This is a genomic window from Glycomyces amatae (assembly GCF_020991375.1).
GTDB lineage: Bacteria > Actinomycetota > Actinomycetes > Mycobacteriales > Micromonosporaceae > Glycomyces > Glycomyces amatae.
On record NZ_JAJLQZ010000034.1, the window covers coordinates 25,829 to 38,966 of the forward strand.

The following is a 13,138-nucleotide window of genomic DNA, read 5'->3' on the forward strand; positions in this document are numbered from 1 at the left end:
GGCCCCGCACCGGGGCCGGTTCGCGGGTGCGCGCTAGCCGGCGTAGAGGTCGTTGATCTCCTGGGTGACGTCGTCGCCGCCGCTGGAGCGCCACGTCTCGATCGCGGCGTCCAGCCCGGCCTCGTCGATCTGCCCGGCGATGTACTGGATGCGGGCGTCGGCGATGATCGTGTCGAGCTGGGCGCCGCTGGTGGTGTAGGTCGGGGAGACGAAGGCCGCGGCGGGGTTGAACACGGCGTTCGCGAGGTCCTCGGCCTGGAGCTCGAGGCGGAGCTGCTGCAGCGCCTCGTCGAACTCGCTGGCCTGCTTGATCGGGTAGGCGTCGTAGCCGGCGAGGTTCATGCCGAGCTGCGCCCAGGCCCCGGTCACCTGGTCGGTGAAGTCCTGCTTGGCGGGGTCGAAGACGGCGGCGCCGTCCTCGACGGTGAAGTTGTCGCCTTCGATGCCGTGGTTCATGAGGTTCTGCGCCTCGGTGGTGTTGAGCTCGTTGAGGGCGGCGAGCACCTGCTCCAGCTGGTCCTCGTTCTGCACACCGGAGCGGGGGATCGCGAGGAAGCCGGAGTACCCGGCGGTGGGCATGGCGTAGGTGCCGTTCGGGCCCTCGAGCTGGCCGGCGAGCCCGATGTACCGGGCGAAGCCCTCCGGGTCCTGCTCCTTGAAGAGCTTGGAGAGTTCGGCGGCGCGGGACTGGACGTCGATGATGATCCCGCCCTCGCCGTTGAGGAACGGCTCGTTCCAGGTGGCGGGGTCCATGGTGGCGTAGTCGGGGTTGACGTAGCCGTTCGACACCAGGTCGCGCTCGTACTCCAGCGCCTGGCGCCACTCGGGGGTGGTGAAGGCGGGGACGAGTTCGCCGCCCTCGTCGCGCCACAGGTTGCCCGAGCCGTGCCAGACCTCGAGGGCGTCGTAGGGGCTGCCGTTGCCCAGCCCGCTCCAGGCGGGGTTGATCATGCCGTAGGTGTCGTCCTCGCCGTTGCCGTCGGGGTCGTCCTCGGTGAAGGCGCGCGCGATCTCGTAGAGGTCGTCGGTGGTCTCCGGCAGCGCCAGGCCCAGGTTGTCGAGCCAGTCCTGGCGGATGATGACGCTGTGGCGGATGACGTCGCGGGCGCGGTAGACGCCGCAGACCTTGCCGTTGACGCTGGAGGCCTCCTGGACCTCGGGGTTCTCGGTGACGAGGTTCGGGTAGTCGCCGGAGGCGAGGTGCTCGGTGAGGTCCCAGAACCCGCCGGCCTCGGCGGTCTGGACGAACGCCTGGTCCTTGCCCTGGATGACCATGACGTCGGGGATGTCGTCGCCGGCGAGGACGGTGTTGGTCTTGGCGCCGTAGTCGCTGTTGGGCACCCATTGGACGCTGAGGTCGAGGCCGGCGAGCTCGCTGAGCGCCTGGTCGATCGGGTCGTCCTCCTCGGGCGGCACGGCGGAGAAGAAGGGCGCCATGATGTCGAGCGACTCCAGCGGCTCGTCGCTCGCGCCGCCGTCGGAGCAGGCGGTGAGCGTGAGGGCGCCGATGGCGGCGACCGCCAGTGGCATGCGCTTTCTCATGATGGTGGGGGTTCCTTTCGCAAGGGGATTGCTTCGTTTCCGTCCCGGCGGCGTCGCCGCCGGGGTCAGGCCGCGCCCTGGAGGTTCCGGTCGTTCGCGGCGTAGAAGGACAGGCAGAGCGCGGTGCACAGGTGCACCCACACGCCGATGGAGAGCACGGGCAGCAGCCCGGGCACGAACGCGGTGACCGCGGTGATGAGCGCGGTCGTCGCGATGAGCAGGAGCGGCGCCCCGGGGAACCGGACCAGGAACGCCCAGGACAGGCGCAGGCACCGGGCGCGGCGCAGCTCGTAGTGGGCGTCCATCGCCAGTGCCAGCACGAGGTGCGCGAGGCAGACGGCGGCGGCCGCGGCGAGGGCGGCCTGGAGCGCTCCGGTGCCGGGCCTGCCGCTCAGGGCGGTGAGGCTCACGGCGAAGGAGGCGAGGGCGGCGCCGGAGGGGACGGCGAGGAGGTTGGCGTGGGCGAACCGGCGGCGCCACTGCGCCGCGAAGGCGCGCACGAGCCGCTGGGTGTCGCCGCGCAGGCGGGTGCGGCTGCACGCGGTCGCGGCGGCGAGGGCGGGGGCCCAGCCGAGGACGATCCCGCCCGCCAGGGTGAAGGCGATGACCAGCAGGTTGAGCATGCCGACGAAGGCGACGGCGTCGAGGCGGCCGTACCAGCGCTCCACCCGCGAGCCGTCGCGGGCGGGCGCGGCGGGGCCGCGAGGGGTGTCCAGCGTCGTCATCGTGCTCCCCGCATCTCCATCGACCGTGGTGGTGACCGGTGCTTCGTCGGCCGCGCGGTCGCGGCGCCGCGGAGGGGCGGCAGTGGTCACCACAATTTGAAAGGATTCAAATGTGATTGACACAATAGTTAACGGTCACCCGTTCGTCAACGGGGGCCGGTTCCCATGTCAATACATCGATCGGGACTCGGGCGCCCGCCGGGGGCCCGCGATCGGCGGCGGGAGCGGGCCGACCGTCCACTGGGAGGTGTGGCGATCACCATTCCTATTGCAGCACAAGTCAATTCATGCGAGACCAACATGGATGGTCGCTCGGATCGCGGTGAGCGGAAGGGTTCTCGGAGTTGAATCGGTTCAATCGATGCGGCGGCCGTGCGCCCCGCCGCGCCGGAGCGGCTCAGGGCTTGTCGGGCTCGGCGGCGATCATCGCCTGGGGCGCTTCGCGCCCTTGGCCGCCGAGGGCGGCCGCCAGGCGCTCGAACGGGTCGGCGAGCCGCAGGTCCGCCGGGCTCCGCGCCGGTTCCGGCGCCGTGCGCGCCGCCGCCATCGCGAGCCTCCAGGGCAGCGACGCGCCGGAGGCCGCCTCGGCGGCCGTGCGGCGGGCCGCCGACATCGCCCTGCGGACCCTCGGCGCGCCCGGCGCCGGAACGGACTGACGCCCCCGCCGCGGAGCCCGCACGGCGACGCCGTTTCGGCACCCGCGTGCGGAGCGTCAGCAGCCGGAGGCCCGCGGGCCGCCCGTGGCAAGATCAGCGGGTGCACATCGGAATGCTGGGACCGTTCGAGGTCCGCACGGACGACGGAACCCTGATCGACGTGCCGGGCGACCGGCTGCGCGCGCTGCTGATCGCGCTCGCGCTCGAACCGGGCCGCGTGGTCGCCAAGGGGACGCTCGTCGACTGGATCTGGGGCGGGGAGCCGCCCGCCGACGCGACGAACGCCTTGCAGCGCCTCGTCTCCCGGCTGCGGAAGGTCCTCCCGGCCGGGCTGGTCGAAGGGCACGCCGCCGGGTACCTGCTCCAGGTCGGGCCCGACGCCGTCGACGCCGCGCGCTTCGAGCGCCTCGTCGGCCGGGTCCGCGACGAGGAGGGCCGCGGGCGCGTCCGGCGGCTGCGCGAGGCCCTCGCGCTGTGGCGCGGCGCGGCCATGCAGGGCGTCGGCCTGCCCGACAGCGCGGCGTTCGACGCGGCGGCCACCCGGCTCGAGCGGCTGCGCCTCGCGGCCATGGAGGACCGGTTCGACGCGGAGCTCGACCTCGGCGACGGCGCGGCGCTCGTCTCGGAGCTGACCGACCTGGCCGCCGCCCACCCGATGCGGGAGCGGTTCACGGCCGCGCTCATGCGCGCCCTCGCGGCCGCCGGCCGCGCCGGCGAGGCGCTGCTCGTGTACGAGCGCGCGAAGGAGGCCCTGGCCGACGCGCTCGGCGCCGACCCCTCTCCCGAGCTGTCCGCGCTGCACGTCGCGCTCCTGCGCGGCGAGCTCGGCCCGCCCGAACGCGACCGGGAGACCAACCTGCGGGCCGAGCTGACCAGCTTCGTCGGCCGGGACGAGGACCTCGCCGTGGTCCGCGAGCTCGTCGCGGAGCACCGCCTCACCACCCTCGTCGGGCCGGGCGGCGCGGGCAAGACCCGGCTCGCCGCCGAGGCGGCGCGCTCGCTGCTCGGCGACCTCCCCGACGGCGCCTGGCTGGTCGAGCTCGCGGCCGTCGGCGCCGACGGCGACGTCGCGCAGGCGACCCTCACCGGGCTGGGCCTGCGCGACGCCCTGCTCGGCGCGGCCCCGAACGCGGACCTGACCGACCGGATCGTCGCCGCCGTCCGCGAACGCGAGGCGCTGCTGATCCTCGACAACTGCGAGCACCTGGTCGAGGCGGCCGCGGTGTTCGCCGAGCGGCTGCTCGGATCGTGCCGGAAGCTGCGGATCCTGGCCACCAGCAGGGAGCCGCTCGGCATCACCGGCGAGGCGCTGTGGCTGGTCGAGCCCCTCGCCCTGCCGAAGGACGACGCCGACCCCGGCGAGGTCGCGTCCTCGCCCGCCGTCCGGCTGATGCGGGACCGGGCCGGGGCGGTGCGCAAGGACCGCGGCGACGACGCCGGGGCGCTGGCGGCGATGGTGCGCGTGTGCCGGGCCCTGGACGGGATGCCGCTGGCGATCGAGCTGGCCGCGGCCCGGCTGCGCACCATGTCCGTCGACCAGCTCGCCGACGGGCTCGGCGACCGGTTCCGCCTCCTGACCGGCGGCAGCCGCACCGCGCTGCCGCGGCACAAGACCCTGCGCGCGGTGGTCGACTGGAGCTGGGAGCTGCTCGGCGACGACGAGCGGGCGGTCCTGCGCCGGCTCGCGGTGTTCGCGGGCGGGGCGGGCCTCGAAGCGGCCGAGCGGGTCTGCGCCGACGCCTCGGGGCCGGTCGAACCGGAGGACGTGCTCGAGCTGCTCACGTCGCTGACCGAGAAGTCGCTGCTGGTCGCCGAGGGCGGGGGCGCGCCGCGCTACCGGATGCTCGGCACGATCAGGGAGTACGCCGAGCGGCGCCTGGCGGACGCGGGTGAGGCGGACTCGGCGCGCCGGGCGCACCTGGCCTACTTCACCGAGCTCGCCGAGACCGCGGAGCCGCATCTGCGCCGCGCCGAGCAGCTGCGGTGGATGGCGGCGCTCAAGGCCGAGGACGACGACCTCCGCGCGGCGATGCGCGGCGCGCTCGCCTCCGGCGACGCGCAGGCGGCGATGCGGCTCGCGGCGTCCGCCGGCTACTACTGGTGGCTCGCCGGGAACCGGACCGAGGGCCTCGAGCTGCTGACCGCCGCGGCGGACCTGCCCGGCGAGGTGACCGACGAGGTCCGGGCCATGGTGTACGCGATGGTGGTGACGTTCGTGACCGCCGGGCGCGGCGACGAGCACAACGCGGAGGAGTGGATCCGCAAGGCGCACCGGTTCGCCCGCGGCGGCCAGGGCCGCTACCCGCTGCTGGCGCTGGCGGGCCCGCTGGAGCGGATGCTCCAGGGGCCGGACGCGCTGCTGCCCGCGTGGGAGTCGGTGCTGGACCACGAGGACCCGTGGGTGCACGCGCTGGCCCGGTTCCACCTCGGCAAGATGCGGATCCTGCTCGGGCAGGGCGGCCGGGAGGCGGACGCGTACCTGGAGGCGTCGCTGGCCGAGTTCCGCGCGATCGGCGAGCGGTTCGGGACCTCGATCGCCCAGGCGGAGCTGGCCGACCGGATCGCGGTGCGCGGCGGGTTCGCCGAGGCGTGCGGGCACTTGGAGCAGGCGGTCGCGGCCGTCACGGAGATCGGCGCCGTGGACGACGTCATCCGGTTGCGGTCGCGGCAGGCGCAGCTGTACCGGCTGCTGGGGGACCGCGAGGCGAGCGCGGCCGCGCTCGCCGAGGCCGAGCGGTGCGCGGAGAGGGTCACGTGGCCCGATTCGCTGGCGGAGCTGGCGCTGGCGAAGGCGGAGCTGGCGCGCTGGGACGGCGACGCCGGGGAGGTGCGGCGGCAGCTCGACGCGGTGACGGCGGTGCTGGGCGACGCCGCGGAGTGGCCGCACCTGCGCGCGGTGAAGCACGACCTGCTCGGCTACCTCGCCGAGGACCTGGGGGAGGCCCGCGCGCACCGCGCGGCGGCCTTCGGGGCGGTGGCCGAGGCGGGGCATGCGCCGTTGACGGCGAAGGTGCTCGTCGGGGTCGCGGACCTGGCGCTGCGGCGGGGGTTGCACGGGCCGGCGGCGCGGCTGCTCGCGGCGGGCGACGCCGTGCGCGGGCTGCCGGACCGATCGCAGCCGGACGCGGACCGGATCGGGCGGGAGGCGCGGGAGCACCTCGGCGAGCAGGGGTTCGAGGAGGCGATGGCAGAAGGCGCGGAGGAGGACTGGACCGAGCTGGTCGCGGCCGTGCTCGACGAGTAGGGGCGCGGGCGGGCGCGGGGCGAGCGGTGTCCGGACAGGGGCGCCGCTCGGCGCCTTCGTGAAGCGGTGGTCGACCCTGTCGGCTCGGCCCGGAAGACGGCGAGGCCGGACGGCGGCCTCAGGGATGCGGCGTCGCGCCCCGGGGCCGGAGAGCACCGACCGTCCCCAACCCCCACCCTCCCGAGAGGGGAAGGAACAGTCTGGGCCGATCGTGCCGCGCGGGTCCGACAGGAATCGGGCCCGTTCGCCCCCGGCGGCCGCCGATTCACTCGAACGTGTCGGGGCGAGCGTGCCGACCCGATACGTCGACGGGAACGCGGTGCCGGCGGCCACAGGCGACCGGCGGCGCGGCGTTCCGCCGCGCCGCGGCTTCCAGCGCGACGCTCGTCGCCCTCACCGCTGCGCGGTCGAGTGCGAGGACGCCGCGCTCGGCGCCCTTGCGACCACGCGGTCGGACGCAGGATCCCTGCGTCGGCGCCCTCACCGCCGCGCGGTCGCGCTCATCGCCCCGCCGCCCGCTGCACGATCACGTCGCCGTGGCGGGTGCGGGCGTCGATCACGACCTCGCCTCGACCCGCTCCGCCTTCCGCTTGCGGCCCGACGCCGTTGCGCACCGATCCCCTCTTGCTCTCGGCGCGCACCCGGGCCGCGACGCCTTCGGCGACGCCGACCTCGATGTTCCCCGAGCCGTTCGACAGCGTCGCCTTCCCGCGCGTCAGCCGTCCGATCCGGATGTCGCCCTCGCCGGTCGAGGCGGTCACGCCGTCGTCGGCGCGGTCGATGTCGAAACCGCCGCTGCCGCTGCTGAGGTCCAGCGCGCCCGAGGCGTGGCCGATCCAGGTCCGCCCACCGGCGTTCGCCAGCACCACGGCGCCCCCGGCCTCCCCGATCCGCACCCCGACCACGCCGCCGTCGATGCGCACGGGCCCGGCGACGCGGCCGACCTCGAGCTCCCCGGCCCCCAGGTTCGCCTGGAGCGCGTCGACGCGGTCCAACCGCACCCGGCTCGCCGCCGCGTGCAGCTCGCACTCCCCCAGCGGCCCTTCGGCATCGACGCTCGCGTGCCCCAGGTAGGCGGTCAGGCTCGATCCGGCGGGCAGGTCGATCGCGATGTCGACCGAGCCGCTCCGGATCCCCGAGACGGTCGTCTTGACCGTCAACCGGCCGCCCGCGAAGGCCACTTTGGCCTTCTCGGCGACCCGCACGTCGGACCTGCTGGCCGGGTCGACGGGCGCGATCAGCACCGCGGTGTCGTTCCGCTCGCTCGCGGTGACCCGCACCCGGGCGCCCGCAACCTGCACGGTGGCGGCGACGGGCCCTGGCGTGGCGAAGACGGGCATGGCGGCTCCTCTGGTCCGGCGCGGCCCGGGGCCGCGATCGCTGGTGACGCCACCACCGTGCGCCCGAGCGCTGACACGCCCCTGTCACCCCTCTGACACGCGGCAGGGCCGGGCCTGCGCGGCCTTCCGGTCACCCGGGGTCGAGGCGGTCCAGGACCTTCTCGGCGATGTCGCCCAGCGTCCGGACCTCCTGCGGGGTCAGCAGGTCGATGAGGTGCTCACGCACCGAGGCCGCGTGCGCGGGGGCCGCCGAGCGGATGGCCGCCTCCCCGGCGTCGGTCAGCGCCGCGACGGCCCCTCGGGCGTCGCCGGGGACCTCGTGCCGGGCGATGAGCCCGCGCTGCTCCATGCGGGTCAGGTGGTGGGAGAGCCGGCTGCGGGACCAGCGCAGCCGGGCGCCGAGCTCGTTGGCGCGCATCCGCCCCCCGGGCAGCTCGGAGAGGTGGGAGAGGACGTCGTAGTCCTGCTCGGAGAGGCCGGAGTCGGCGGCCAGGTCCCGGTTGATCTGGAGGTCCATGAGGTTGCGCATCCGCCGGTAGCCCAGCCAGGCGCGCATCTCCTCCTCGGTGAGCCATCGCGGTTCGGGCATGGGCCCAGTCTAGACGGTTGTTGACATGTCACCGAACAGTCGCTATCTTCATGTTGATATGTCAACAAGATTTGGAGCGACGACATGACCTCGACCCGACCGCTGCGCCTCCTGGTGCTGTGCGCCTCCGCCCGGACCGGCTCGGTCAACCGCGCGCTCGCCGAGACCGCCTCGCGCCGCCTCGCGGCGGCGGGCGCCGAACCGCGCCTGACCGGGCCGAACGACTACCAGGTGCCGCTCTACGACGCGGACCTGCAAGAGCGCGAAGGCGTCCCGCACGGCGCCGAACGCCTCGCCGGGCATCTGCGCGAGCACGACGGCATCGTGATCGTCTCCCCGGAGTACAACTACTCGATGCCCGGCAGCCTCAAGAACCTCGTCGACTGGGTCTCGAGGATCAAGCCCTGGCCCACCGCCGGGGTCCACGGCCTGCTCATGTCGGCCTCCCCCTCGCTCGTCGGCGGCCACCGCGGGCTGCTCTCGCTGCGGGTCCCGCTGGAGGGACTCGGCATGCGCCTCCACCCGACCATGTTCAGCCTCGCCCGGGCCGACCGCGCGTTCGACGGCGGCGACCTGGCCGAGCAGTCCGAACGCGACCGCCTCGACGCGGTCCTCGGGGACTTCCTCGCCGTGGTCGAGGCGGTGACCCGCTACCCGGAGGCGCGGGCGGCCATGGCGGCGGCCGACGCGTAGCGCCGCGGCGGCCCGCTCAGGTGAGGACCACCAGCCGCTGGGTCGCCCTGGTCATCGCGACGTAGCGGTCGACCGCCCCCTCGACGCCGTCGCCGAACCGCTCGGGGTCGACCAGGACGACCAGGTCGAACTCGAGCCCCTTCGACAGCTCCGGGGTGAGCGACCGGACCCGGGGCGTCGCCGCGAAACCGGGGTCGCCGATGACGCAGGCGGTCCCGTCGGCGTGCTCGGCCAGCCAGGCGTCGAGGACCGCGTCCAGGTCCCCGACGGACCCGTGCGCGACGGGCACGCCGCTGCGGCGGATCGACACGGGCACGTTGGCGTCCGGCAGCGCGGCCCTGATGACCTGCTCGGCCTCGGCCATGACCTCTTCGGGGGTGCGGTAGTTGACGCTCAGGGAGGCGAGTTCGATCCGCTCCAGGCCGATGCGCCCGAGCCGCTCGGTCCACGACTCGGTGAACCCGTGCCGGGCCTGGGCGCGGTCGCCGACGACGGTGAAGCTCCGGGTCGGGCAGCGGCGCAGCAGCATCTGCCACTCGGCGTCGGTCAGCTCCTGGGCCTCGTCCACGACGACGTGCGCGAACGGGCCCGCGAGGACGTCGGGGTCGGGGGCCGGCAGGGCGTCCTCATCGATGAGGGCCGCCTGGAGGTCGTCGCCGTGCAGCATGATCATGGCGCCCTCGTTGTCGTACTCGGCTTCGAGGAGGTCCTCCACGACGCGGTCGATGACCTCGCGCTGGGAGGCGACCTCGGCCTCCTCCCGGCGCATCCGCCGGCCCGTCTCGGGGTCGCCGAGCCGCCGCTTGGCGGCGTCCAGGAGCGGCAGGTCGGCGGTCGTCCACGCCTGCGGTTCGGCCCGCTGGAGCGCCGCGACCTCCTCGTCGTCGAGCCAGGGCGCGCACATCCGCAGGTAGTCGGGCACGGTCCACAGGTCGCCGACGAGGTCGTTCGGTTCGATGAGCGGCCACGACCGGTTGAGGGCGGTGACCAGCTCCCGGTCGGCGCGCAGCGACCGGCGCAGGAGGGCCTCGTCGACCTCGTCCTCGTCGTGGGCGTCCAGGATGATCGCGACCAGCTCGTCCCAGATCTGCTCGCGGGCCTCGTTGTGCGGGGTGCCGGGCCCGACGGCGGCGAACGCGTCGGCCCAGTCGCGGGCGGTGAGCCGGACCTCGGTCCAGTGCGTCTGCACGGTCAGGCCCTGCTTCGGCGGGCGCTCGTAGAGGCCGATGGCCGGTTCGACCGCCTGCGCCATCCGCGCGTCGGACTTCAGGCGGGCGACCTCCGGGTCGGGTTCCGGCGCGGCCGCGGCGCCCTCGGGGAGGAGGTCGCGCAGGGTGCAGGTCTGGACGCCCTCCTCGCCGAGGCTGGGGAGGACGTCGGCGACGTACGCGAGGTAGGGCTGGTGGGGGCCGATGAACAGGACGCCGCCGCGGTGGTGGCCGACGCGCGGGTCGGCGTAGAGCAGGTAGGCGGCGCGGTGCAGGGCGACGACGGTCTTGCCCGTGCCGGGGCCGCCGTCGACGACGAGGGCGCCGCGGGAGCCGGCGCGGATGACGGCGTCCTGGTCGGCCTGGATGGTGCCGAGCACGTCCCGCATCCGCTCGGACCGGTCGGCGCCGAGGCTCGCGATGAACGCGGACTGGTCGTCCAGGGCGGCGTGGCCCTCGAGCCCGTCGGCGGTGAACACCTCCTCCCAGTAGTCGCTGACGCGGCCGCGGGTCCAGCGGTACCGGCGGCGGCTGGACAGGCCCATCGGGTCGGCGTGGGTGGCGCCGAAGAACGGCTCGGCCGCGGGGGAGCGCCAGTCGAGCAGGAGCCGACGGCCTTCGCCGTCGGCGAGGCCGAGGCGCCCGATGTATACGATCTCGGCGCCGTCGGCGCTGACGGTCCGGCCGAGGCACAGGTCGAGGCCGAAGCGGCGCAGCGCGCGCAGGCGGGCGGTGAGCCGGTGGATCTCCTGGTCGCGGTCGAGGGCCGCCTGGCCATGGCCGCCGGGGGCCTTGCGGGCGGCCTCGAGGCGCTCGGCGAGTTCGGCGATCGACCGGTCGAGGCTCGCGGCGATGGCGGCGAAGTGCCGCTCGTCGTCGGCGATCAGGTCCGGGTCGGCCTTGGCGGCGAGGCTGTCGGGGAGTTGGAACGCACTCTCGGGATTCACGGCATCGCTCCGATCGAGCAGCGGCTCGGCCGCTGTTTCCGCAGGTGGTGTGGTCTCGATCGGCTATTGTGCACCACCTCGCGGGCCATATCGGCGACCCGGTTCCAGCGGCGGTCCGCCGCTCGTGCTAGATACTGGAGGCAAAGGGAGGCGATGTCCGCGGCGTTCGAGCCGCTCCGTCGAGTCCCGGTATCCCCGCGATGCGACGCCGACGCGCCCCCGGCGGCGACAGCGCCGGCCACCAGCGCGGCCTCGGGGCCTTCGGCGTCGGTCACGAGCGCCATGCCGACCGCGCGTCACCAGGCGGGGCAGGGCCGTGTCCGTTCCGTTCAAGACGGGGGCGCCGGTGCGGCCATAGCGTGGGGCCATGCCTCGTATCACCGACACCATGATCGAACGGTCCGCCGAGTTCATCTGGCTGACCGGAAGCGTCCTCGACCAGCACCGCTTCGCCCTGCTGGCGGGCGGCGGAAACCGGGAGGCGGCGCGGGCCGCCCTCGACGCCCACCGCACCGCCGACGGCGGCTTCGCGTTCGCGCTCGAACCCGACGTCAAGGGCCCCGACCCGCAACCGCTCGCGGCCATGACCGCCCTGGAGATCCTCGACGAGATCGGCGCGCTCGACCAGTCGGCGGGAGCGGGCGTCTGCGACTGGCTCGCCCGATACACGGCTCCCGACGGCGGCGTCCCGGACTTGCTGCCGACCGTCAGCACCTACCCGCGCCCGCCGTGGGTCGAGGCCTCCCCGCAGGGCCGGGGCGGTCTGCTCACGACGACCCGCGCGGTCGGGATGCTCCTGAGGCACCACGTGGACCATCCTTGGGTCGAGGGTGCGACCGCTTTCTGCCGCAAGGCGGTAGACGAGATCACGACGTCGCACCCGTACGAGGTGTACAGCGTGCTCGCGTTCCTGGAGCACTGCCCCGACCGGGCCTGGGCCGCCGCGACCGCGGCGCGCATAGGCGCGCTCGTGCGCGAGGCACCGCTCGTGCTGCTCGACCCGGCCAACCCAGGGGGCATCGCCACCCCGCCCGGGTACGCCGAGCACGAGTTCAGCTATGCCTGCGACTACGCGGGATCGCCGCAGAGCATCGCGGCCGAGTGGTTCACCGGGGAAGAACTGCGGACCGCACTCGACCACTTGGCATCCGGGCAGCGCGACGACGGCGGCTGGCCGATCCACTACCGGCTGTGGAGCCCGGCGATCGAACAGCAGGCCCGGCCCCGGGCCACGATCGCCGCACTGAGGATCCTCAAGGCGTGGGAGGAGGAAGCCCTTCAGTCTTGGGACGACAGGTCCTCACGGGATGACAGATCCTCACGGTTGGCGTCGGCAAGGGGAACGGCGAAGAAGACGGCGGCACTTCACCGGCACCCGCATCTCGACCCCGCGGAGACAGGGGCTCGCGGCCAAGACGCGCAACGATGATGAGAGGGGTGGAGCCAGGAGGCCACTGACTGCCCAACTCGATGATGGTCGCGGTCAGAGTGATCGGCGACGGAGCCGCTGGTCTCTTCTCGAGGCGGGTTTTCGGGCTCGAAGCCATAGGGGTCAGTGTTAGAGCGGGCGGCGACCGAGAGGTGATCGTTCACCGGGCGGGGTTTTCGGCTTCGGGCCGGTGGCGATCGCGGTCAGAGCGGGCAGCGACGACGGGGTGATCGCGCACCGGGCAGGGTTTTCGGCTCCGGGGTGTGGAGTTGCCTGCGGTCAGGGCGGGCGGCGATGGAGCGGTGGGCGGTTCCCGGGCCGGGCTTTCGGCCTTCAGGTGGTGGATGCTCGTGGTTCGGGCGGGCGGCGACGAAGGGGTGGTTGCTTTCCGGGGTGGGTGCTGCGGTTTCGGAGGGCGGTGGCTCGCGGTCAGGGCGGGCGGCGACAAGGGGGTGGTCGTGCACGGGGCGGGGACTTCGGCTTCGGAGTGGCGGCGGCTCGCGGTCAGGGCGGGCGGCGACAAGGGGGTGAGTGGTGGGCCGGGGTGGTGCCTGTAGCTTGCGGCGGTCTTAGGATGAGCGGCCTTCCCGGGCCTGGTATTGCTGATGGACATGCTGGAGGGCCCGGCCCCTGTGGTGGGGTTCGGGCTGCGGGGCGTTCCTGGGTGGTGGGCCTCGCGTCCCCCAGCAGTCGCCTGCTGGGGCGGGGTAAGAAGGGCGGTTCGCCGTAGTCGATGGGCCCGAGAGGAACCACTGGCCTGACCGC

9 protein-coding genes are annotated in these 13,138 nt (G+C 74.1%); 3 read left to right on the plus strand and 6 right to left on the minus strand.

Translation table 11 applies throughout. From position 1 onward, the window contains the following. Positions 1–33: 33 nt before the first annotated feature. The 3 genes from LO763_RS27125 to LO763_RS27135 all read right to left on the minus strand — a co-directional run bounded on the left by LO763_RS27125 (position 34) and on the right by LO763_RS27135 (position 2,880). On the minus strand, positions 34–1,542 hold the full coding sequence (locus LO763_RS27125) for an extracellular solute-binding protein (protein ID WP_230791258.1): 1,509 nt from the start codon (positions 1,540–1,542) through the stop codon (positions 34–36). 65 nt (positions 1,543–1,607) lie between these two features. Then, positions 1,608–2,267 (minus strand): DUF624 domain-containing protein, encoded by a 660-nt coding sequence (locus LO763_RS27130; protein WP_230791259.1) that lies wholly within the window; start codon positions 2,265–2,267, stop codon positions 1,608–1,610. A gap of 397 nt (positions 2,268–2,664) precedes the next feature. Next, positions 2,665–2,880: a hypothetical protein gene (locus LO763_RS27135; protein WP_230791261.1), complete on the minus strand. Its 216-nt coding sequence runs from the start codon at positions 2,878–2,880 to the stop codon at positions 2,665–2,667. 143 nt (positions 2,881–3,023) lie between these two features. Between LO763_RS27135 and LO763_RS27140 the strand changes: the two genes are divergently transcribed. Further along, a complete protein-coding gene (locus LO763_RS27140; RefSeq protein WP_230791268.1) occupies positions 3,024–6,167 on the plus strand; it encodes an AfsR/SARP family transcriptional regulator in 3,144 nt (1,047 codons plus the stop codon). Between the two features lie 500 nt (positions 6,168–6,667). On the opposite strand, the gene LO763_RS27145 is transcribed toward LO763_RS27140, so the two are convergent. Both LO763_RS27145 and LO763_RS27150 read right to left on the minus strand, forming a co-directional pair. Continuing rightward, positions 6,668–7,507 (minus strand): DUF4097 family beta strand repeat-containing protein, encoded by an 840-nt coding sequence (locus tag LO763_RS27145; protein ID WP_230791270.1) that lies wholly within the window; start codon positions 7,505–7,507, stop codon positions 6,668–6,670. A gap of 130 nt (positions 7,508–7,637) precedes the next feature. Next, a complete protein-coding gene (locus LO763_RS27150; protein WP_230791272.1) occupies positions 7,638–8,096 on the minus strand; it encodes a MarR family winged helix-turn-helix transcriptional regulator in 459 nt (152 codons plus the stop codon). 84 nt (positions 8,097–8,180) lie between these two features. On the opposite strand from LO763_RS27150, the gene LO763_RS27155 reads away from it, so the two are divergent. Then, on the plus strand, positions 8,181–8,789 hold the full coding sequence (locus tag LO763_RS27155) for an NADPH-dependent FMN reductase (RefSeq protein ID WP_230791273.1): 609 nt from the start codon (positions 8,181–8,183) through the stop codon (positions 8,787–8,789). Between the two features lie 16 nt (positions 8,790–8,805). On the opposite strand, the gene helR is transcribed toward LO763_RS27155, so the two are convergent. Then, entirely contained in the window at positions 8,806–10,944 is a 2,139-nt protein-coding gene (helR, locus tag LO763_RS27160) for an RNA polymerase recycling motor ATPase HelR (protein ID WP_230791275.1), read from the minus strand. A 367-nt stretch (positions 10,945–11,311) separates the two neighbouring features. Between helR and LO763_RS27165 the strand changes: the two genes are divergently transcribed. Then, positions 11,312–12,373 (plus strand): prenyltransferase/squalene oxidase repeat-containing protein, encoded by a 1,062-nt coding sequence (locus tag LO763_RS27165; protein WP_230791277.1) that lies wholly within the window; start codon positions 11,312–11,314, stop codon positions 12,371–12,373. The last annotated feature ends 765 nt before the right edge of the window (positions 12,374–13,138 follow it).